The organism is Paenirhizobium daejeonense (assembly GCF_014280875.1).
Classification (GTDB): Bacteria; Pseudomonadota; Alphaproteobacteria; order Rhizobiales; family Rhizobiaceae; genus Allorhizobium; species Allorhizobium daejeonense.
Genome location: NZ_JACLAL010000006.1, coordinates 221,236 through 241,075 on the forward strand (window position 1 = coordinate 221,236; position 19,840 = coordinate 241,075).

General features: G+C 59.8%; 20 protein-coding genes and 1 tRNA gene. 15 read left to right on the top strand and 6 right to left on the bottom strand.

Annotation, left to right across the window (positions count from 1 at the left end; all coding sequences use genetic code 11):
* Positions 1-298 precede the first annotated feature (298 nt).
* On the top strand, positions 299-1,339 hold the full coding sequence (locus H4I99_RS16235; RefSeq protein ID WP_206110887.1) for a hypothetical protein: 1,041 nt from the start codon (positions 299-301) through the stop codon (positions 1,337-1,339).
* 104 nt (positions 1,340-1,443) lie between these two features.
* On the opposite strand, the gene H4I99_RS16240 is transcribed toward H4I99_RS16235, so the two are convergent.
* Positions 1,444-2,532, bottom strand: a complete 1,089-nt coding sequence (locus H4I99_RS16240; protein ID WP_163902173.1) for a Fic family protein — start codon at positions 2,530-2,532, stop codon at positions 1,444-1,446.
* A gap of 238 nt (positions 2,533-2,770) precedes the next feature.
* Positions 2,771-2,860, bottom strand: a tRNA-Ser gene (locus H4I99_RS16245).
* 300 nt (positions 2,861-3,160) lie between these two features.
* Here H4I99_RS16245 and rplU point away from each other — a divergent pair.
* The 4 genes from rplU to H4I99_RS16265 all read left to right on the top strand — a co-directional run bounded on the left by rplU (position 3,161) and on the right by H4I99_RS16265 (position 5,146).
* Positions 3,161-3,475 carry a 50S ribosomal protein L21 gene (rplU, locus tag H4I99_RS16250; RefSeq protein WP_112830514.1) on the top strand — a complete coding sequence of 105 codons (315 nt, stop codon included), beginning with the start codon at positions 3,161-3,163 and terminating at the stop codon, positions 3,473-3,475.
* A 40-nt stretch (positions 3,476-3,515) separates the two neighbouring features.
* Positions 3,516-3,788 carry a 50S ribosomal protein L27 gene (gene rpmA / locus H4I99_RS16255; RefSeq protein ID WP_163902171.1) on the top strand — a complete coding sequence of 91 codons (273 nt, stop codon included), beginning with the start codon at positions 3,516-3,518 and terminating at the stop codon, positions 3,786-3,788.
* A 135-nt stretch (positions 3,789-3,923) separates the two neighbouring features.
* Complete coding sequence (locus H4I99_RS16260; protein WP_163902169.1) at positions 3,924-4,559, top strand: GNAT family N-acetyltransferase; 636 nt, start codon at positions 3,924-3,926, stop codon at positions 4,557-4,559.
* Positions 4,556-5,146: a GNAT family N-acetyltransferase gene (locus H4I99_RS16265; RefSeq protein WP_163902167.1), complete on the top strand. Its 591-nt coding sequence runs from the start codon at positions 4,556-4,558 to the stop codon at positions 5,144-5,146. The genes H4I99_RS16260 and H4I99_RS16265 overlap by 4 nt, the downstream gene beginning before the upstream one ends.
* A 57-nt stretch (positions 5,147-5,203) precedes the next feature.
* On the opposite strand, the gene H4I99_RS16270 is transcribed toward H4I99_RS16265, so the two are convergent.
* Positions 5,204-6,061 (bottom strand): endonuclease/exonuclease/phosphatase family protein, encoded by an 858-nt coding sequence (locus H4I99_RS16270; protein WP_163902165.1) that lies wholly within the window; start codon positions 6,059-6,061, stop codon positions 5,204-5,206.
* Positions 6,062-6,146: 85 nt separating this feature from the next.
* Between H4I99_RS16270 and obgE the strand changes: the two genes are divergently transcribed.
* The 10 genes from obgE (at position 6,147) to H4I99_RS16320 (ending at position 16,126) form a co-directional block, all read left to right on the top strand.
* Positions 6,147-7,214, top strand: coding sequence for a GTPase ObgE (obgE, locus tag H4I99_RS16275; protein WP_163902163.1), 1,068 nt, complete (start codon positions 6,147-6,149; stop codon positions 7,212-7,214).
* A 1-nt stretch (position 7,215) separates the two neighbouring features.
* Complete coding sequence (gene proB / locus H4I99_RS16280) at positions 7,216-8,397, top strand: glutamate 5-kinase (RefSeq protein WP_163902161.1); 1,182 nt, start codon at positions 7,216-7,218, stop codon at positions 8,395-8,397.
* Positions 8,390-9,676, top strand: a complete 1,287-nt coding sequence (locus H4I99_RS16285) for a glutamate-5-semialdehyde dehydrogenase (protein WP_163902159.1) — start codon at positions 8,390-8,392, stop codon at positions 9,674-9,676. The genes proB and H4I99_RS16285 overlap by 8 nt, the downstream gene beginning before the upstream one ends.
* Positions 9,651-10,301 carry a nicotinate-nucleotide adenylyltransferase gene (locus tag H4I99_RS16290; RefSeq protein WP_186663345.1) on the top strand — a complete coding sequence of 217 codons (651 nt, stop codon included), beginning with the start codon at positions 9,651-9,653 and terminating at the stop codon, positions 10,299-10,301. The genes H4I99_RS16285 and H4I99_RS16290 overlap by 26 nt, the downstream gene beginning before the upstream one ends.
* A 113-nt stretch (positions 10,302-10,414) precedes the next feature.
* Positions 10,415-10,849, top strand: coding sequence for a ribosome silencing factor (gene rsfS, locus H4I99_RS16295; RefSeq protein ID WP_163902156.1), 435 nt, complete (start codon positions 10,415-10,417; stop codon positions 10,847-10,849).
* A gap of 115 nt (positions 10,850-10,964) precedes the next feature.
* Positions 10,965-11,447: a 23S rRNA (pseudouridine(1915)-N(3))-methyltransferase RlmH gene (gene rlmH, locus H4I99_RS16300; protein ID WP_163902154.1), complete on the top strand. Its 483-nt coding sequence runs from the start codon at positions 10,965-10,967 to the stop codon at positions 11,445-11,447.
* 178 nt (positions 11,448-11,625) lie between these two features.
* Positions 11,626-13,023, top strand: a complete 1,398-nt coding sequence (locus tag H4I99_RS16305) for a murein hydrolase activator EnvC family protein (protein WP_244625146.1) — start codon at positions 11,626-11,628, stop codon at positions 13,021-13,023.
* On the top strand, positions 13,013-14,335 hold the full coding sequence (locus tag H4I99_RS16310; RefSeq protein WP_163902150.1) for a S41 family peptidase: 1,323 nt from the start codon (positions 13,013-13,015) through the stop codon (positions 14,333-14,335). Before H4I99_RS16305 ends, H4I99_RS16310 begins: the two co-directional genes overlap by 11 nt.
* Before the next feature lie 63 nt (positions 14,336-14,398).
* Positions 14,399-15,577 carry a divergent polysaccharide deacetylase family protein gene (locus H4I99_RS16315; protein ID WP_163902148.1) on the top strand — a complete coding sequence of 393 codons (1,179 nt, stop codon included), beginning with the start codon at positions 14,399-14,401 and terminating at the stop codon, positions 15,575-15,577.
* Between the two features lie 21 nt (positions 15,578-15,598).
* A complete protein-coding gene (locus H4I99_RS16320) occupies positions 15,599-16,126 on the top strand; it encodes an RNA pyrophosphohydrolase (protein WP_163902146.1) in 528 nt (175 codons plus the stop codon).
* 87 nt (positions 16,127-16,213) lie between these two features.
* Here H4I99_RS16320 and bfr read toward each other — a convergent pair whose 3' ends face one another.
* From bfr to H4I99_RS16335, 3 genes are all read right to left on the bottom strand, one after another.
* On the bottom strand, positions 16,214-16,699 hold the full coding sequence (gene bfr, locus H4I99_RS16325; RefSeq protein WP_163905944.1) for a bacterioferritin: 486 nt from the start codon (positions 16,697-16,699) through the stop codon (positions 16,214-16,216).
* Positions 16,700-16,936: 237 nt separating this feature from the next.
* Positions 16,937-17,263 carry a (2Fe-2S)-binding protein gene (locus tag H4I99_RS16330; RefSeq protein WP_244625148.1) on the bottom strand — a complete coding sequence of 109 codons (327 nt, stop codon included), beginning with the start codon at positions 17,261-17,263 and terminating at the stop codon, positions 16,937-16,939.
* 114 nt (positions 17,264-17,377) lie between these two features.
* Complete coding sequence (locus H4I99_RS16335) at positions 17,378-19,750, bottom strand: DUF3772 domain-containing protein (protein ID WP_163902143.1); 2,373 nt, start codon at positions 19,748-19,750, stop codon at positions 17,378-17,380.
* Positions 19,751-19,840 lie beyond the last annotated feature (90 nt).

Sequence of the window (19,840 nt, forward strand, 5' to 3'; positions counted from 1 at the left end):
TCTCCGGTAAATCTTGTCGATCACGGGTAGGATGCCACCCCAACAAAGCCAAGGAGCATCCCGGCCAAATCTCCTCCTTGGCTGCGCATTTTTATACCTGACGACCTGAAGATTTCCTCGAGCTGACCTGTCGTTTTTGGCAGAATCTCCAAGCATTTCTCGCGCTGGATGAGATCGAATAATCCGGCTTATGATTTTCGATATAAAGGCATTCTTGATGCAAGGCTTGATCTACACGGTTAACCCAGACGGCACTCTCCAACGCATGGCACCCTCAGCGCCTGAAAGCGAAGATCGCATGCAGTCGCTCGTCGCCAAATATCCGGAGTTAATATCCGACGGTGATGGGGAGCTCTTACTCATTAAACGGGAACAGACGATCTTAGACAGTGAACAGGGTGCCGGGCGATGGTCTGTGGACCATTTGTTCGTCACCAGAACCGCTGTCCCAGTGCTCGTTGAACTTAAGAGAGCGGTAGACCCAAGACTGCGGCGAGAAGTAATCGGGCAGATGCTCGAATATGCAGCTAACGCGACAGCTTACTGGCAGCCGGGTAAGATTGCCGACAGTTTCGCGATGACGGCATCTCAGGAAGGTGCTGACCCCGACAAGACCTTGGCTGACTTTATTGGCGAGCAGGATCCGGCCAGTTTCTGGAGCCAGGTCGACGCGAATTTCAGAGCGGGTCAGGTCAAATTGGTGTTCGTCGCGGATGAAGTTTCTCGGGAGCTGGCCCGTATCGTCGAGTTCTTGAACGACCAGATGCGCGCTGACGTCCGAGCTGTCGAGCTGCGTTGGTATACGAGTGCGCTCGGCCACATAACACTCAGCCCCCGCATTATCGGTGAGACAGAAAGGACCGCATCAGCGAAACGGCTCTCTCAATCGCCGGGTCCGATCGCGACGACAGAATGGTTAGAAACCCATATTCGGCCGCTAGGTCCAGACTTCGAGAGAGGAGCATTCCAATTTCTGAAAGCCATCGATAAATGGCGTGCGAGGGCGGAGATTTCTAATACACACGCTTCACTCTATGTGATTGCTACGGATTCCAATGAGAGACCAATCTATCCGCTTCATTTATGGGCGACGAAGGGCGAGGTTTCCTTCTCATTGAAGTGGCTTTTTAACAAACCGGCCTTCGCCGACGAAGGAATCAGGCGCGAACTCTATGACCAGCTCGTAGAAATTGTTGGTCCGTTGTCGACCGGAAATCTAGCCGGCTTACCATCATTTCTGGTCAAGCAACTGGCATCGGAAGACCTCTCGGAGAAGTTCACGGACTGGGGGGCGCGGCTTATTGAGCGGATGAAGAACGGGGCTTCAATGGGTGCTTAATCTGCCTCGCCAAGGCGGGCTTGTTCGTGATCTCCAATCGATATTGAAGATCACGCGTAGGATGCCCCTGGTGTGGTGCCAAGGATTATCCCGGCACGCTCTAACTATTCAGAAACCTTCAGAAATAAAGCGACGAGCGGCGCATTGATATAGTAATTGTTTCTGCCACTCTGGTGCTTGGTCAAGAAGCCGCGTTCAGCAAGAGTGTCGAGGTATTTTGCGGCAGTCTGACGGGTAATGCCGAGCTCGTTTTGAACGAAATCGATTCTGGTATATGGGTGCCGGAACAGATTGTTCAGTAAGTCCTGTGAGTAAAGCTTGGGAAGTTCATCGCGAAGTCTTTTCTTCGCCGATGCCATTTGCCCACGAATATTCTCTACTAGATCAAGCGTTGTTCTGGCGGTCTCATCGACCGCTTTGAGTATGTAGACGAGCCAATCTTCCCATTCGCCGGTATCGCGAACATGCTGCAAGAGCCGGTAGTATTCGCTCTTTGAGTTGTTGATGGCTCTACTGAGATAAAGGATCGGTATTTCGAGCAGCTCCACACGCGTAAGATAAAGAACATTGAGAATTCGCCCTATTCGCCCATTGCCATCAGGGAACGGATGAATGCTTTCGAATTGATGGTGGATCAATGCCATTTTGATGAGCGGGTCGAGTGTTGAGCGCTGATCATCATTGATGAAACGCTCAAGCTCGCTCATCGCTGCATTTATCTCGCGCTGATCCTGAGGTGGCACATAGACGATCTCGCCGGAGCGATCATTTTTGAGCGCCGTGCCTGGCGTCTGGCGGAATCCATCTGTGCGCCGCTTGAGTAGCTGAAACATGCCGACAATGGTTGCATTCGTAATCAGACCATCAGTTTGCCGGAGCTTGTCGAAGCCGAATTTTAAGGCATCACGATAGAGTGCAACTTCTTTTGCGGCAGGGGACTCCAGTCCCTCAGGAAATAGCTCGGCTTGAAACAGCTCGTCCTGGGTGGTGACGATGTTTTCGATCTCCGAGCTCGCCTTTGCTTCTTGCAGTGCAAGTGTGTCGATTAAAATACCTTGATTGGGTATGGCCGCTGCTCGACCCTTCAATTCGGCTAGCGACCGGTTGGCTGTAGCAAGTGCCTTGAAGATTTCGATAGTTTCCAAGCCAGCAAGAGACGTCAGATCGGGAAGCTGGTAGGACGGCTTTAACATTTGCGACTCGATAAGTTAAAAAAACTCCATTTCTTTAACACGTCGAAGCCAACATGTTAAATCCGAATCCATGGTTGCCTGCGCGAGATCAGCGATTGCTGGTTGGATTAGAATGGGGAATACGCGTCGGAAGCGCCGTCCCTGTGGCGCGATGATTGATTGTGATCGAAACGTCAGGCAGACGGCACCCTGATCGAGGGCTGCCCATCTCATAAAATATTGTAATTTCAGGAAGTTATGGCGGAGAGGGTGGGATTCGAACCCACGATACGGTTGCCCGTATGCCGCATTTCGAGTGCGGTGCTTTCGACCACTCAGCCACCTCTCCGCTTGAGCATGATGACGCGTTGGTCAGCGCGGGGTGTCTCTTAGCCGGTGTTTCGAAGGCTGGCAAGCGCGAATATCGCGTTACCCTAAGCTTTTATCTTGACAGTTTTTTGCGCCTCACGTATGCGACCGGGGAATTAGGCATGGGCGTACTGTGTCTTGTTTTTCCTGCTTCGATGCAGGGTTCCACCGGCGGGTGTTTGGGTTTCAACGGAACCGGGAACATTCGCTACACCGACTGACAAAAAGACAGCCGTCCGGCAAGCCGGAAAGAGCTGGAACGAACATGAAAGGATAAAAAATGTTCGCAGTCATCAAGACCGGCGGTAAGCAGTACCGCGTCAACACCAACGACGTGCTCTCCATCGAAAAGCTGGAAGCCGAAGCTGGTGCAACCGTAGAATTCACCGAAGTCCTCGTTGTTGGCGAAGGTGCCGATGCGAAGATCGGCGCGCCTTTCGTCGCCGGTGCTTCCGTCAAGGCTGAAGTCGTCGAGCAGACCCGTGGCAAGAAGGTGATCGCATTCAAGAAGCGTCGTCGCCAGAACTCCAAGCGTTCGCGCGGCCATCGCCAGCACCACACCGTGGTGCGCATCACCGACATCGTAGCCGCTTAATCGCGCTCAAACGAGAACTAGGTTTTAAAGGAGAACTCCAATGGCACACAAAAAAGCTGGCGGTTCCTCGCGTAACGGTCGCGATTCCGAGTCCAAGCGCCTTGGCGTGAAGAAGTTCGGCGGCGAAGTCGTCGTTGCAGGCAACATCATTCTGCGTCAGCGCGGCACCCAGTGGCATCCGGGCGCGAACGTCGGCCTTGGCAAGGATCATACGATCTTCGCACTCACCGCCGGCAATGTCGCATACCGTACGAAGGCCAACGGCCGAGTATACGTGTCCGTAATGCCGAAAACGGCGGAAGCAGCGGAATAAGCCGGTAACGCTCTAAACAGCCGGCGTCTCATCGACCCGGCTGTCCGTATCAGGTTCAGTCAAGAAAACAGGGGAGATGGGGCGCCACCCAGCTCCCCTTTTTCTTTTGTCTTTCAACCAGAAGGAGACTGAACCATGCAGAGTGAATTGTTGAGGGTCGACCAATCCCGGTCACCCCAGGACCGGTTCAGGCCGGATCGGCAACGGAGCGATTGCCCCGTCTTGTTATCGCAGCGGCTCGTCATGCGGGCTCCTCACGAAGAAGACATCGACGCCCTTGCCCATCTCGCCAACAACGCCGCAATCGCGACCATGGTGTCGCGCATGCCGCACCCGTATACGATGAAAGACGCCGCCGACTTCGTGCGACGCACGAATATCGGCGAGATTGGCAAGTGCGTCTATGCCATCACAAAAGCCGTCAATGGTGAGTTTCTCGGTTGCTGCGGACTGGAGCCGCATTCCAACGACGATGAAACGCTCGAAATCGGATACTGGCTCGGCGAGCCCTACTGGAACAAGGGTTATGCCACGGAGGCGGCGCATGCGCTGATCGACATGGCTTTCCGTACCCGCGACATCGAGCGGATCGATGCCCGCTGCAGGGTCACCAACGTCGCCTCGCGGCGGGTCATCCAGAAGTGCGGTTTCCAGTTCCAGGGCTCGGGCATGGTCGGCAATCTTGCGACCGGCGGCATGATGCCGGTGGAATGGTATCGGCTCGACCGCAAGACCTGGATGTCGCTCAAGAGCTGGGGGGAGATGAGATGAACGCTCCCTCCCAGCGTCCCGATGCCCAGCGTGCGGCGACGCGCCCGCCCGGACCCTGCCCGACCATCGAGACGAGCCGGCTGGTGCTGAGGCCTCACCGCATGAGCGATGCCGACGCGATCGCCCAGTCTTTCTCCGACTATCAGGTCGTGCGGATGCTGGCGCGGGTGCCGGTTCCCTATGACCGGGAGGACGCGGTCGACTGGCTGAGCCGGGCGACTTCGGGCATTACGCCCGACTGGTCGTTTGCCATCACTCTTGGCGGTGACGACGTGCATATCGGCGCCGTCGGCATCGAGCTTCGGCATGGTCAGTGGCATCTCGGTTACTGGCTGGATCGCTATTACTGGGGCAAGGGCATCATGTCCGAGGCGGCAGGGGTGGCGGTCGAGCGCTTCTTCCGGCGCATGCCGGACGAGGTGCTGTATTCCGGCGCCTTTGCCGACAATGCGGCGTCGCTGCGCATTCAGGAGAAGCTCGGTTTCGTAATTACCCGAAGTGGCGATCTCTACTCGCGTTCCCGCAATGCGGTTGCGCCGCATATCGAGACGCAGGTCACGCAGGTGGGTTTCCGTCCGGGTGTATGAAAACAGGATACCGGGCGGGCAAGAGCTGCCCGGTATCGCCAGTATTCGGGGCGGGTGTCAGTCGAGTTCGACCCAGACCGGGAAGTGATCGGAACCCGGAGCGGAAACGTCGACGCTTGCGCTTTTCAGGCGCGGGGCGAGATCACCACTGAGGAAACAATAGTCGAGATGCTTGCGCACGGTGCGATCGGGACTCATCCAGCTATAGCCTTCCCGGCTATGGGCGCGGCAACGCGCCAGAGCATCGAGCGGCAGGTCGGCGCGCGGCACGCGACCGTAGAAGGCGTCATCGAGGCCGACCATTTCGATATATTCCGGCGACTCCGGCTCCATGTTGAAGTCGCCCATGATGAGATAGCCGGAGGGGAACGGCAGATCCGGGAGGCCAAATTGACCGGCTCCCGTCAGGGCTCCGCCTTCGCGACCGAAGTTTGCGACACGCTCCTTGATGAAACGGATCTGGGCGATCCGCTCGCCGGGAGAGACGTGGTCGAGATGGAGGGAATAGACCCGCAGCGGACCACCCGGTGCGTCGATCACCGCTTCGACTGCGCCGCGCTGCAGGTTCAGCTTGTCATAGGTGCGGCTGCGCGGCAGGAGCAGGTGGCGGGTTGCCAGGATCGGATAGCGCGACAGCACCATGTTGCCGAACTGGAAACGCCGTTCGCGGCGGCGTCCTTCGATGATCTGATGGTCGATCAGGACATCGCAGGCGGCTCCGAAGGTACAGGAGTAGTCAGGAAAGAGCTTACTGAAGGTTTCGGCGAGATCGGCATGGCCGTTGCGATGAAAATCGCGGGTGACTTCCTGCAGGGCGATGATATCCGCATCCCGGATGCTGTTGGCGATCCGCACGGGGTCGAATTTGTCATCCAGACCCATACCGAACTGGATGTTGTAGCTGACGAACTTCACGATACTCTTTGACCTCCGCTTCAACCGGCTATATCGATGGCCGCATAAATTCCGTACATCCCCACACGTTATCAATGGCTGAAGCATGAAATTTCTCGACGAGGCAAAGGTTTATATCCGCTCAGGCGACGGTGGCGCCGGCAGCGTCTCGTTCCGTCGCGAAAAATTCGTCGAGTTCGGCGGCCCGGACGGCGGCGACGGCGGACGCGGCGGTGACGTATGGGTCGAGGCGGTCAATGGTCTCAACACGCTGATCGACTTCCGTTTCCAGCAGCATTTCAAGGCCAAGGTCGGCATGCATGGCATGGGCCGCAACCGCACCGGCGCGAATGGCGAAGACGTGACGCTGAAAGTGCCGGTCGGGACGCAGATCTTCGAGGAAGACAACGAAACGCTGATTGTCGATATGACCGTGGAAGGCCAGCGTTTCAGGCTTGGCAAGGGCGGCAATGGCGGCTTCGGCAATGCGCATTTCAAGTCGGCCACCAACCAGGCGCCGAACTGGGCCAATCCGGGTCTGGAGGGCGAAGAAAAGACCATCTGGCTCAGGCTGAAACTGATCGCGGATGCTGGTCTCGTCGGTCTGCCGAATGCCGGCAAGTCGACCTTCCTTGCAGCGGTGACGCGCGCCCGGCCGAAGATCGCCAATTATCCCTTCACGACACTGCACCCGAACCTCGGCGTAGCGACCATCGACGAGCGGGAATTCATTCTCGCCGACATTCCCGGCCTGATCGAAGGCGCCCATGAAGGTGTGGGCATCGGCGACCGGTTCCTTGGCCATGTCGAGCGCACGCGCGTTCTGCTGCATCTCGTTTCCGCGCAGGAAGAGAATGTCGGCAAGGCCTACAAGACCGTGAAGCATGAGCTGGAAGCCTATGGCGGCGGGCTTGAAGATAAGCCGGAAATCGTCGCGTTGTCGCAGATCGACGTGCTTGACGAGGCGGGCCTGAAGAAGAAGGCGCAGGAGCTGAAGAAGGCGTCCGGCAAGGTGCCGCTGCTTCTCTCCGCCATTACCGGCAAGGGCATGACCGAGGCGTTGCGTGCGCTCCGAGACGTCATCGTCGCCGAAAACGGCGATGTGGATCTTCGGGAAAAGAAGGACAAGAACCGCAAGCGCGATCTGGATACGGATACGGAAAGCGACGAATAGCATGGCCGCCGCACGCAAATCGCTGACGCGCTACAAGCGCATCGTCATCAAGATCGGCTCGGCGCTGCTGGTCGATCGCGGCAGTGGCCTGAAGAAGAGCTGGCTCGATGCCATTTGCGACGATATCGCGGAACTCAAGGCGCGGGGCATCGATGTTCTAGTCGTTTCCTCGGGTGCGATTGCGCTCGGAAGAACCGTGCTCGACCTTCCCTCCGGTGCATTGAAGCTGGAGGAAAGCCAGGCGGCGGCGGCGGTTGGCCAGATTGCGCTTGCGCGTCATTGGTCGGAAAGCCTGTCGCGCTCCTCCATCGTCGCGGGCCAGATTCTTCTGACACTGGGCGATACCGAAGAGCGCCGGCGTTATCTCAACGCGCGCGCCACGCTGAAGCAGCTTCTGAAGATCGGCGCGGTGCCGATCATCAACGAAAACGATACTGTTGCCACCACCGAGATCCGCTATGGCGACAACGACCGGCTTGCCGCCCGCGTCGCCACCATGGCCGGGGCCGACCTGTTGGTGTTGTTGTCGGACATTGACGGTCTATACACAGCGCCGCCGCATCTCGACCCGCAGGCGAAGTTCCTCGACGCTATTGCCGAGATCACGCCCGAGATCGAGGCGATGGCCGGCGGGGCGGCATCCGAACTTTCGCGCGGCGGCATGCGTACCAAGATCGATGCGGGCAAGATCGCGACCGGAGCTGGCTGCGCGATGATCATCGCTTCGGGCAAGGCCGATCACCCCCTGAAAAGCATCATCGATGGTGTGCGTCATTCATGGTTTGCGCCGTCCGCGGCGCCCGTCACCGCACGCAAGACCTGGATTGCCGGCCAGCTGCAGCCGGCGGGTGAACTGCATATCGATGCGGGCGCGCAGGGTGCGCTCAAGGCGGGCAAGAGCCTGCTTCCGGCCGGTGTGCGCATGGTTGCCGGCCAGTTCAGTCGCGGCGACACGGTTTCGGTGATCGGGACCGAGGGCCGCGAGATTGCCCGGGGGCTTGCCGGCTACGATGCAGACGATGCCCGCAAGATTGCCGGCCGCAAGTCCGGCGAAATCGAGGAAATCCTCGGCTATGCCGGTCGCTCGGCCATGATCCACCGGGACGACCTGGTGATGACCGATCCGGCGCATAAGCACGACCATCATGCGAGTGCCGAAAACAAGGACGAAGCCCATGCTTGACAAGGCAAAAGCCAACCACACGGACATCGATGCCCTTATGCTCGATATCGGCCGCAGCGCCCGCGCAGCCGCCCGACCGTTGGCTATTGCCCCAACCGAGCAGAAGAACGCGGCGCTCGTCGCCATGGCCGATGCGATCCTGGCCGGCGAGGAGGCGATCCTTGCCGCCAATGCCATGGATGTCGCAAACGGCAAGGCGTCTGGCCTGACGGGTTCCTTCATGGATCGCCTGATGCTCGATTCCGACCGGGTCGCGGCCATCGCAAAGGGTATTCGCGAAGTCGCGGAACTGAAGGATCCCGTCGGCGAAGTGATTGCCGCCTGGGAGCGTCCGAACGGTCTCAAGATCGAACGCGTGCGCACGCCGCTCGGCGTGATCGGCGTGATCTATGAGAGCCGCCCGAACGTGACGGCGGATGCCGGTGCGCTGTGCCTGAAGGCGGGCAACGCCGTCATCCTGCGTGGCGGCTCGGATTCGGTCCATTCCTCGCGAGCAATCCACGCCTGCCTCGTAAAGGGTCTGGAAAAGGCAGGCCTGCCGGCCGACGCCATCCAGCTTGTTCCGGTCACGGATCGCTCGGCGGTCGGCGCCATGCTGACAGGGCTGGGCGGCGCAATCGATGTTATCGTACCGCGCGGAGGGAAGAGCCTCGTTGCCCGTGTTCAGTCAGAGGCGCGCGTACCGGTCTTCGCCCATCTGGAGGGTCTCTGCCACATCTATGTCGACGCATCCGCCGATCTGGAAATGGCGAAGAAGATTGTGGTCAATTCCAAGATGCGCCGCACGGGCATCTGCGGCGCAGCCGAAACGCTGCTTGTCGACAGCGCTGCGATTGGCACGCATCTGATGCCGCTTCTCGAGGCATTGACGGAAGCGGGCTGTGAGATCCGCGCTTCGGCCGCGGTGCTGAAGGTTCATCCCGGCTTCAAGGCGGCGACGGAGGAAGACTGGCGCACCGAATATCTCGACGCGATCATCGCGGTTGCTATTGTTGACGGCGTGTCCGGAGCGATCGATCATATCAATCGCTATTCGTCGAACCATACGGAAGCTGTGCTTGCAGAAGATTCCGAGGTCGTAGAACGTTTCTTCAACGAGATCGATTCCGCCATACTGCTGCACAACGCCTCCACCCAGTTCGCCGATGGCGGCGAATTCGGCATGGGGGCAGAAATCGGCATTGCCACCGGCAAGATGCATGCGCGCGGTCCGGTCGGCGTCGAGCAGCTCACATCCTTCAAATACCGCGTGCGTGGCACCGGACAGGTGCGGCCCTGACGTGACGGCGAAGGACCCGATTGCCCACCGGTACCGATACATGCCGCATACCGAGCGCGGCATGGTGATCGGCCTGTTCGGCGGGTCTTTCAATCCGCCGCATGAGGGGCATACGCTGGTGGCCGAGATCGCAATCAGGCGTCTCGGTCTCGACCAGCTGTGGTGGATCGTGACGCCGGGCAATCCCTTGAAGAGCCATAACAATCTCGCGCCGCTCTCCGAAAGACTGGCGAAATGCGAGGAGATCGCGGCCGATCCGCGCATCAAGGTGACGGCATTCGAGCAAACGCTCGGCACCAGGTATACGGCGCGGACGCTCGATTATGTGAAGGCGCGCAACCCGCATGCACGCTTCATCTGGATCATGGGTGCGGATAATCTCAAGTCGTTCCACAAGTGGCAGCAATGGCGGCGGATCGCCGAGACCTTCCCGATTGCAGTCATCGACCGGCCGGGGTCGACACTTTCCTATCTCTCATCGAAAATGGCGCATACCTTCAATTACGCGCGTATCGACGAGGACGATGCCGGTGTGCTGTGGAAGAAGAAGGCGCCCGCCTGGACCTTCATCCACGGGCCGCGTTCACCCCTCAGTTCGACCGCGCTCCGGGAGGCTGCCGAATGATGCCCCGGCGCTGTCCACATAGCCAATTCGGGCTCTCTTGAAAGATTAACGGAACGGTGCCACCTTCTATGAGCGATCTCCAAACTAGGGAATCGCCGAAGTGCTGTTCTGTTATGCCAAGGAAAGGAAAAACTCTGACAACAGTACACACCAAGGGAAAGATGCCTGTCGTCCTTCCCAAAAGCCCGGAACGTGGCGCCGATGCCGCAGCCCGCGAGCTTGAGCTGGTCCTCGCAAGTCTCGAGGACTCCAAGGCAGAAGATATCGTTACCATCAACATTGCCGGAAAATCCGCGCTGGGCGACTACATGGTCGTTGTCTCCGGGCGCTCTAACCGGCATGTGAACGCAATCAGCGAACACCTGATTTCCGACCTCAAGGACGAGGGCTTCCGCTCCGCTCGTGTCGAGGGACTGGAAACAGGCGACTGGGTGCTGATAGACACCGGTGACGTGATCGTGCATGTGTTCCGTCCTGAAATCCGAGAGTTCTACAACATCGAAAAGATGTGGGCGGCTCCGGATATCGAGGAAGGGCGGCTGCACTAAACCATCGACTGTCGGCCGGCTGCCGCTCACCCGGCAGTGAAGGGAGCCGAGCGATGCAGCGATCCGAGTTATCGCTGCTGACCCGCTTTTGCGGCCGAAATGGATGGAGTGCGACATGCGAATTGGAATCTATGCCGTGGGCCGGCTGAAATCCGGGCCGGAGAAGGAACTTGCGTCCCGATACCTGGACCGGTTTGCCAAAGCAGGACCGCCGAGCGGCCTTGAGCTTTCCCGCATGGTCGAACTTACCGAAAGCCGCGCGGGAAACGCGCAGACGCGCAAGCGTGAGGAAGCCGCCGAACTGCTGAAAAGCATACCGGACGGCGCGATGATCGTTGTTCTCGACGAGCGTGGCAAGGCGCTCGACAGCGAGGAGTTTGCAACATTGCTCGGCGAACATCGTGACAGGGGGCAGCGTGATCTCGCAATCGTGATCGGCGGCGCGGATGGCGTCGATCCGGACCTTCGGGAGCGTGCAAAGGTCGTCCTCAACCTCGGAAGACTGACCTGGCCGCACCAACTCGTGCGGATACTGATCGCAGAACAGCTGTACCGGGCTGTCACCATTCTTACCGGTCATCCCTATCACCGGGTCTGATCCGGCCGGTTGCCGCACGGCGCTTTGCGCCTGAAGGCAAATCAGCGTAATTTCCGCGGCGAACCGGGAAAGTCCCTTGCGACAAGACAAACGACCATTCATGCGAAAAGCGGTGACGACGTCCGGACGCCGTGCCTTGCGTGCCGGCGCGGGCGGAGCGCTGGTGCTTGCGGCGGTCATGGTCGGCCATGCCCTGCCGCCGGCGAGGGCTCAGGAGCCGACCGAACCTGCAGATCCGGCTGCCTCTACCGCAGTATCCCCCGCAACGCCTGGCGTCGCATCTGCCGCAAATGCTGCACCTCAATCCGGGGTGGATGATGCAGCGCAGGCGCTGCGCCTTAAACGGGACCAGATCGGTCGCGAACTGCAGGAGCTTTCCCGCAGTATGCAGCTTTCGCAGGAAAAATCCGAAAACCTGCAGCAGAGCATTGCTGCTATCGCAAAGACGTCCGAGAGCCTGAAATCGGCGCTGATCGAATCCGCTTCTCGGCGGAAGGATCTGGAGCGGAAGATGGCCGAGGGCGAGCGTAAGCTCGCTGATCTCGGGGTTCGGGAAGACAAGATACGCCACTCGTTCAAGGAAAGGCGTGCGGTTCTGGCGGAGGTCTTGGCGGCGCTGCAGCGCATGGGCCGCAATCCGCCGCCGGCCCTGTTGGTCAGCCCGGACGATGCGCTTGCCTCGGTGCGCACAGCCATCCTGCTCGGGGCCGTGGTTCCCGGCGTGCGCAAGGAAACGGATAAACTCGCCGCCGATCTGCAGGAGTTGCTGCGGCTGCGCGACGAAGGCCAGAAGGAAATGACGAGCCTCGTTACGACCATGCAGAGCCGGCAGGAGGAAGAACGGCGGATGGATCTGCTGCTCGTCGAAAACGGTCGGCTTTCGAAGCAGAATGCCGAGGAGCTGGACGCGGAACGGAGGCGGGCGGAACAGCTTGCCGAACGCGCCTCCACCATGGAAGGCCTGATCGCCTCGCTGGAAAGCGAAATTTCATCGGTGCGCGAGGCGGCGGAAACGGCGCGTGCGGAAGAAGAGAAACGGCGGCAACAGACCGAGGAACAAAAGCAGAAAGCACGGGAGCTGGCGCTCTCCACACTGCCCGATAAAAACCGTATTGCGCCCGCATATCCCTTCTCGGAACTGAAGAAAAAACTGGAACTGCCAGTGGCTGGCGATATCCTGCGTCAGTTCGGCGATCCGGATGGCACGGGGCATCCTGCCAGGGGCATGGTGATCGCGGCGTCTGCCGGTGCGCTTGTTACGGCGCCTGCGGATGCCTGGGTGGTTTTCGCGGGGGAATTTCGCAGTTACGGACAGATGGTGATCCTGAATACCGGTGATGGATATCATGTCGTTCTCTCAGGCATGGACAGGATCAGCACCAGCCAGGGCAGGTTTGTGCTCTCGGGCGAACCGCTGGCGGTGATGGGAGAAAAAAGAGTGGCGAGCGCGACGGGTTTGGCGCTGGAAACCGATCGTCCGACCCTTTACATTGAGTTTCGCAAAGATGGAAAACCGGTTGATTCCCGTCCGTGGTGGACAGGGAACGATTCTGGAAAGGCTGATAATGGTACGTAGGGTCTCTCTTGTTCTCGTCGGTGCACTGATGGGTGCGACTGCGATGAGCGTTCTTTATTCGGCCGGAATTCCTGCTCAGGCAGCGGGAGCCTCGACCTACAAGGAACTGTCGATCTTCGGCGACGTCTTCGAGCGCGTGCGTGCCCAGTACGTCACGCCGCCAGATGAGGAAAAGCTGGTCGAAAACGCCATCAACGGCATGCTGAGCTCGCTCGATCCGCATTCGGTCTACATGAATGCCAAGGACGCTGCAGACATGCAGACCCAGACCAAGGGTGAGTTCGGCGGCATCGGCATCGAAGTGACGATGGAAGACGAGATGGTCAAGGTCATCACGCCGATCGACGACACGCCCGGCGCCAAGGCAGGCATCCTCGCTGGCGACTTCATCTCCGATATCAACGGCGAGTCCGTTCGCGGCCTGAAGCTGGAAGAGGCCGTCGACAAGATGCGCGGCCCGGTCAACACGCCGATCAAGCTCACCATCCTGCGCAAGGGCGCCGACAAGCCGATCGAGCTTAGCGTCGTGCGCGAAATCATTCCTATCCGCGCGGTCAAGTCGCGCGTCGAAGGGGACGTCGGTTATCTCCGGGTGATCTCGTTCACGGAGAAGACCTATGACGACCTCGAAGCCGCGATCGCCAAGATCAAGAAGGAAGTCCCGGCCGACAAGCTGAAGGGCTTTGTCCTTGACCTTCGTCTCAACCCGGGCGGCCTGCTCGACCAGGCGATCTATGTGTCGGATGCCTTCCTCGAGCGCGGCGAAGTGGTTTCCACGCGTTCGCGCGATCCCGAAGATACCCGCCGCTTCAATGCCAGCGCCGGCGATCTGACCGATGGCAAGCCGCTGATCGTGCTGGTCAATGGCGGTTCGGCTTCGGCGTCAGAAATCGTTGCCGGAGCACTGCAGGACCTGAAGCGCGCGACCGTCGTCGGTACGCGTTCCTTCGGCAAGGGTTCAGTCCAGACCATCATTCCGATGGGTGAAAAGGGTGCTCTGCGCCTGACGACGGCGCTTTATTACACACCGTCAGGCAAGTCGATCCAGGGCACCGGCATCGAACCGGACGTCAAGGTCGAACAGCCGCTGCCGCCGGAACTTCAGGGTAAGGTCCGCTCCGAAGGCGAATCCGCCCTGCCGGGTCACATCAAGGGTCAGAACGAGAACGAGGAAGGCTCCGGCTCCTCGGCTTACGTTCCGCCGGAAGCCAAGGACGACATCCAGCTCAATTACGCGCTCGATCTGCTGCGCGGCGTGAAGACGGATCCTTCCTTCCCGCCGGATCCGCAGAAGGCCGTCGTTTCGAAGTAATCACGAGGGTGCCGGAGCAATCCGGCGCCCGAACGCCTCTGCGACCCGGGAGCGGATAGAACCTTGAGCGCCGATCTGCACGCACCGCTCGGTCAGAGCCGCAAAGACCGTGGCGCCCGTCGTCGGATCCCTCTGGGTTCGCTTGCAGGCTGGCTCGTCGCTATCGGCCTCCTCGGGCTTTCCTCCTATTCGACCTTCATGCCCCTGCCGCTTACGGCGCTGTATATGACGGATCAGCCGGAAACTGCCGATACCATGCCCGCTGATGCGTCTGCGTCTAAGCCGGGTGCCGGTGGCGGAATGGAGGCCAGCCGTCCGCGTTCCGGTGCCAATGTCGAGCGCACCGTGACCGAAGACGGTTCGGTGGTGACGAAATATTCGCCCAAGGCTCGGGATGGCAAAGGTCCCGCCCTGATCAGCACGCAGGACGTTGGCCAGGATCCGCGGATGGCCTCCCTTCCCGACGAGAACCTGCTTGAGGATACGCCCGAAGGCCGTATTCCGGTGGTTGGGCCGGATGGGTTGCGGCCCGTCGATCTTTATGCCCGGCCGTGGTCCGGCGCGCGTGGCACCCGTATCGCCATCGTCGTCGGGGGCATCGGCCTCAGCCAGACGGGCAGCCAGAAGGCTGTCAGAGAGCTGCCCCCGGAAGTCACGCTTGCCTTTGCGTCGACGGGCAACAGTCTGACCCGCTGGATGCAGGAGGCGCGTCGCAAGGGTCACGAGGTCCTGCTGCAGGTGCCGTTCGAGCCTATTGATTATCCGGCCAATGATCCCGGCCGCGGTACACTGCTGATAGGCAAGAGCGCCGATGAAAATCTGAAGAACCTGCATCAAGCCATGGCGCGCATGACCAATTATACCGGCATCATGAACTATATGGGTGGCCGGTTCCTCGCTGACGGGGAGGCGTTGGAGCCAGTGATGCGCGATATCGGCAAGCGTGGTTTGCTGTTCCTGGACGATGGATCCACTGCGCGTTCGTTGAGTGGCGATTTCGCCAAGGCGATCGGCATGCCGCAGGCCTATGGCAACCTTTTGCTCGACGGGCAGCTCGACCGGCGGGCCATTCTCGACAAACTGGACGAACTGGAGCGCATTGCCAGACGCAGCGGAGGGGCAATCGGTACGGCCTCGGCTTTCGACGAAACGATCCTTGCAATCCGGGAGTGGGCCAAGGAAGCCTCTGGTCGCGGCATAGAGATCGTCGGCGTATCCGCATTTGCGACCGAAGGGGAATAATCAAAGGATGAGACGAGAGCCATGAGCGAGCCCAAGATCAGAGCTGAAGACCTGCCTTACCGCCCCTGCGTGGGTGTCATGGTGCTGAACCGCGCCGGCCTTGTCTGGGCAGGCCGGCGGATACCGGAAGGTAATTCGGAATATGACGGTTCACCGATGCTCTGGCAGATGCCGCAGGGCGGTATCGACAAGGGAGAGGAGCCGCTCGCTGCCGCGATCCGCGAGCTTTACGAGGAAACCGGCATGAAGAGCGTGTCGCTTCTCGCTGAGGCCGGACGCTGGATCAATTACGACCTTCCCCCCGCACTGATCGGCATCGGCCTCAGGGGCAAGTATCGCGGCCAGACGCAGCGCTGGTTTGCCTTCCGATTCGAAGGCAATGAGGACGAGATTGCAATTTCGCCGCCGCCGGGCGGACATGTCGCCGAGTTCGACGCCTGGGCATGGAAGCCGATGGCCGAGTTGCCGGAGCTGATCGTTCCGTTCAAGCGCCAGGTCTATGACGAGGTCGTGGCGGAATTCTCGCATCTGGCCGGCGTTACTGCCTGATCCCGATACCGACAGGGTTTACGAGAAAGACCGGCGATCGTTGAGAGCGCCGGTCTTTTCATATGAAAACTGGATTTGGGTCTGTGGTTATTCCGCTTCGTCGGCGGAGGCCGCGTTGAGCTGGCCGTACTTCTGCTCGCCGATCTTGGAGAGCAGTTCGAGCTGGGTTTCGAGGAAGTCGATGTGGCCTTCCTCATCGGCGAGAAGGGTCTCGAACAGCTTCATCGAAACATAGTCGCCGGCCTCATAACAGATATCGCGGGACTTCTTGTAGGAGGTGCGGGCGTCGTATTCGCCGGCGAGATCGGCTTCCAGGACTTCCTTGACGTTCTGCCCGATGCGAAGTGGCGCAAGCGTCTGCAGGTTCGGATGGCCTTCGAGGAAGATGATGCGGGCAACCAGCTTGTCGGCGTGCTGCATTTCCTCGATCGACTCGGCCCGCTCCTTCTTGGCGAGCTTCAGGTAGCCCCAGTCTTCCAGCAGGCGATAGTGCAGCCAGTACTGGTTGACTGCGCCGAGCTCGAGAAACAGCGCCTCGTTCAATCTTTCGATGACTCTCTTATCGCCCTTCATGGTGGTGATATCCTCTACCTGTGTTGCAATGACCAGCACGAAGCTCCTTGAGCGGCTTCACGCAAAATTTTAGAATTATTCTAATTCGACTTTGGCGCACACTGCCATAATCATCCTAGAACAGCAACGCACTTTTGAAAACGATCGCCATTGCGGATGCGTTCCATACACGTCTTCGAAAGAACGGAATTTCATGGATAGGTTGCATGAAGGTGATGCAGCGAGTTGTACCTGATGTCAGGCGACCTTGCCAAGATTGCGGCGACGCTCGAGATTGGCCAGCCGCTGCTCCTCATGAAAACGACGAAGGCGTTCCATGAAGTCGCACACCTTCACTCCGTCCGTCTTGTGGGCAGCGTGATATTCCTCAGTCGTCTTGATGATGATGTCGACCACATTCGGGAAGCAGCCACAGCAACGGCCGCGCTTGCCCATGGCGTGATAGACCTTTGCAGGCACGATGAGCTGCCAACAGTCCTCGTCAAGGAGCTCGTTTATAACGTCCCTGATTTCTTTATCGGTGATGAAATTGCAGCTACAAACCAGCATGGTTTCGTGGACCAGGAAACATGACTTTCAGCCCCTCCTTTCTGCAAAACCAGATGCGCATTGTCAAGAAAAGAATCCGCTAAAGAAGGTACCGCTGCGCATACCGGCTATGCCTGATGGTGCAGGCGCTCAAGCCTGCGGGGCTGGCGTATCGCGAGGCCCCGGCACTGGCGGCAAATTGCCGAGAAAGGCTTTCGCGATCTCATCGACATTGCGCACGAGGACATCGCGGTGGGGATGGGGAATGTCTATGCCGGCCCGCGCCAAGGCCGAATGGATCTTGTGAAGCAGATCCGATTTCACGGACAGTCCGGCGGACACGTCATCGATGAAACAGCGGAGTTCGAAATCCATCGAGCTTTCCCCAAGTCCGACAAGCGGTACCGCGGGTGCGGGCTGTTTCTCGACCCTGGGGTGCTGCTCGGCCGCCTGGCGCAGAATGGATGAGACAAGCTCCAGATCGCTGCGATGGGAAACGCTGACGGGTATGATGATGCGGCCGATGGTGGAACTCAGCGTCATGTTCTTCACCGTACCGGTGATGAGGTCGGCGTTCGGGATGATCACGTCGTGGCGGTCGAAGGTCTCGATTCGGGTGGAGCGGACGGAAATCTTCTGCACGATGCCGGAATGGCCGGATACCTCGATCCAGTCTCCTTCCCTGATCGGACGTTCGGCGAGCAGGATGATGCCGGAAACGAAGTTGGAGACCACCGCCTGCAGGCCGAAACCGATGCCGACCGAGAGCGCACCGGCAACAATTGCCAGGTTGGAAAGGTCCAGCCCTGCGACCGAAACGGCGACGAGCGCCGAGAGGATCAGGCCGACATAGCCAGAACCCGTGACGACCGCGTTGCGGCCACCGCTGTCGAGCCGCGTGCGCGGCAATACGGTCCTGCCGAGGAAACGCTGGAGCCATCGCGTGGCGAATATACCGGATGCAAAGACGGCCAGCAGCATGGCGGCGGTGGTGACGGAGATGCGGCGGCCACCAATCTCGACACCCTCATTCAGCAGGGTCCAGGCATCGGTCAGATCGGCGGTTCGCGCACCCCAGAGCAGGGCGAGGACCGGCAGGAGAAGGAGCGTCACCAGGATGGCGACGCCGACCGGCAGGAGCGATTGCGCGGCCGTCTCCCCGTAGCCGCTTCTGCCCAGAAGCCTGAGGAGCAGATAGACGAGGACCTTGTGCACGGCGACCGCGACGCCAGCGAGGCCGAGCGACATGATCATCGGGTCCATCGCCTCGCGGGCGATCTCGACATAGCCGACGGCAACGGATGCAACGGCGGCACCGGTAACCAGCTGTATCAACCGACCGATCAACAGCACGCCGCCATCGTGCTCGTCGGATGGGTTGGCGGGATCGTCACGGCCGGCATGGACAAGGATGCGGGCAAGTTGCCAGAGGCAATAGCTGCCAGAAAGCACGACGATAGCAGCCCAGACGGAGCGTGTCGCGGCGGTGAATGTATAATCGATCTCCACCAACTGGTTGATCGCCTCGAACACGACGACAATACCGAGCGCCGTGCAGTAACGGCTGGCTCGCCGCGCGAGTGCGTCTTCCATCTGCAACAGCCGGCCTTCCGGCATCGAGGGTGCGAAGATCAGATGCCCGAGCCAATAAGGCACAACCGCGACATAAACGAGGTTCGGAAGTGCGTTGACCGCGGTCCTTGCGGAGGGCGGCACGAAATCCAGGGTCTGCAGGGCGAGCGACAAGAGGGCGGCGGCGATTGCCGTCAGGGCGAGACGCAGCGCAAGGGCGCCGACCATGCCGCTATTGCGCCGGGCCTTCCGCGGATCGCGGACCCGGTTCTCCAGCCGTCGGATCAGGGTGGGCTGGAGAAGGCCGAGAATGAATAGCGCGCCCGCTATCATCGACACGGCGGCGGGCGCCCGTTCCCGCAGGAGAAGCGCGTTCCCCGGATTTCGCAGCATCGCAATGATCTCTCCATGGATGCGCGCAATGTATTCGCCGGCGTCTGAAAGAGCCGGAACCCAGTTCGCCGGAATGAAAGGGGAGGGGCTCAGGGCAAGCATCTCAGTTCGCAGCGCCTGACGGATGAGCCTGTCGACGCCGCCGATCAGCACTTCCGCCCGGCTGTAGGACTGCCGCGCGGCAAGGATGGGTGCTTCCGCCTCGGACAACGCGTTTGTCAGTTCGGCGCGCCGCGTGGCGCGGAATGCCGGTTCGCTCTCATCCTTTTTCGGGGCCGGGCCGAGGGCTTCCAGTTGCGCCTTGAGGCTTTCGACGGTGATGCTGCCGGCACCCGTGAGCTCGAACGCTTCGGCCCTCTGGACGGCAAGCTCCTCACGCAGGATTTCCAGTGCTGCAGGTGATGCCGCGCCGTTGAGAATCGCTTCCTCGGCTCGTTCTGCCGTTTCGTTCCAGCGATCCTCCCGTTCACGTAGCCCCTCTTGTGCGAAGACGAGGGGGAGTGGCGCGAAAAACAGGCAAAGGAGGACCGTCATCAGACGGAATAGGCGAGGCGGCATTGATGATCTCGGGCTTTACGGGCACCGGGAACTTCTCATCTTTCCCGTAGAGCGGATATAGTCGAAACCGCTCCGGCATCGACCTATTCC

Coding starts and splice junctions, on each gene's coding strand:
- H4I99_RS16235 (WP_206110887.1), top strand. CDS start 299: ATGCAGTCGCTCGTCGCCAAATATCCGGAGTTAATATCCGACGGTGAT.
- H4I99_RS16240 (WP_163902173.1), bottom strand. CDS start 2,532: ATGTTAAAGCCGTCCTACCAGCTTCCCGATCTGACGTCTCTTGCTGGC.
- rplU (WP_112830514.1), top strand. CDS start 3,161: ATGTTCGCAGTCATCAAGACCGGCGGTAAGCAGTACCGCGTCAACACC.
- rpmA (WP_163902171.1), top strand. CDS start 3,516: ATGGCACACAAAAAAGCTGGCGGTTCCTCGCGTAACGGTCGCGATTCC.
- H4I99_RS16260 (WP_163902169.1), top strand. CDS start 3,924: ATGCAGAGTGAATTGTTGAGGGTCGACCAATCCCGGTCACCCCAGGAC.
- H4I99_RS16265 (WP_163902167.1), top strand. CDS start 4,556: ATGAACGCTCCCTCCCAGCGTCCCGATGCCCAGCGTGCGGCGACGCGC.
- obgE (WP_163902163.1), top strand. CDS start 6,147: ATGAAATTTCTCGACGAGGCAAAGGTTTATATCCGCTCAGGCGACGGT.
- proB (WP_163902161.1), top strand. CDS start 7,216: ATGGCCGCCGCACGCAAATCGCTGACGCGCTACAAGCGCATCGTCATC.
- H4I99_RS16285 (WP_163902159.1), top strand. CDS start 8,390: ATGCTTGACAAGGCAAAAGCCAACCACACGGACATCGATGCCCTTATG.
- rsfS (WP_163902156.1), top strand. CDS start 10,415: ATGCCAAGGAAAGGAAAAACTCTGACAACAGTACACACCAAGGGAAAG.
- rlmH (WP_163902154.1), top strand. CDS start 10,965: ATGCGAATTGGAATCTATGCCGTGGGCCGGCTGAAATCCGGGCCGGAG.
- H4I99_RS16305 (WP_244625146.1), top strand. CDS start 11,626: ATGGTCGGCCATGCCCTGCCGCCGGCGAGGGCTCAGGAGCCGACCGAA.
- H4I99_RS16310 (WP_163902150.1), top strand. CDS start 13,013: ATGGTACGTAGGGTCTCTCTTGTTCTCGTCGGTGCACTGATGGGTGCG.
- H4I99_RS16320 (WP_163902146.1), top strand. CDS start 15,599: ATGAGCGAGCCCAAGATCAGAGCTGAAGACCTGCCTTACCGCCCCTGC.
- bfr (WP_163905944.1), bottom strand. CDS start 16,699: ATGAAGGGCGATAAGAGAGTCATCGAAAGATTGAACGAGGCGCTGTTT.
- H4I99_RS16335 (WP_163902143.1), bottom strand. CDS start 19,750: ATGCCGCCTCGCCTATTCCGTCTGATGACGGTCCTCCTTTGCCTGTTT.